The organism is Bacillus sp. LR--39 (genome assembly GCF_053613335.1).
Genome location: NZ_JBSIOT010001545.1, coordinates 1 through 526, shown reverse-complemented (window position 1 = coordinate 526; position 526 = coordinate 1). Strand labels below are relative to the sequence as shown.

General features: G+C 36.3%; 1 pseudogene. It reads left to right on the top strand.

From position 1 onward, the window contains the following. A pseudogene (gene pdaC / locus ACWHAR_RS31700) lies at nt 1-526 on the top strand (peptidoglycan-N-acetylmuramic acid deacetylase PdaC); the annotation flags it as partial.

The following is a 526-nucleotide window of genomic DNA, read 5'->3' as shown; positions in this document are numbered from 1 at the left end:
AATCATTCATTGAAAAAAGAAACGGTCATGAATAAAGTAAGAACTGATTCTCAATATGGGAATGTTGAGATCGCAACGCTTGTGAATGACGGGAAAACTTTTAATTACGCGGTTAACTATCCCGTTTTCAAAAATGAAAAAATGGATTCGGCATTAAAAAGATTCGCAGAAAAAGAGGTTCGTCAATTTCAAAAGGAAACAAAAGACGTTGACCAAGAGCATACGACAAAACGCAACGAATTAAATGTTGATTATAAAATTGTCCATTATGCCAAACAGACAGTGGCGATTATATTTAATGAATATAAATACATCGGCGGGGCACACGGGCAAACCGTGAAAAAAACGTTTAACTATGATTTTAGTAAACAAGCGTTTCTTTCCATTGATGATATTTTCAAAGAGGACGCTGACTACTTACATAAGCTTTCGTTAATCGCTTATCACGAGCTGAAAAAGAATAAGGACATTGCCGCGGACGATGCACTGTTAAAGGAAGGGACGGCTCCGAAAAAAGAAAATTTCA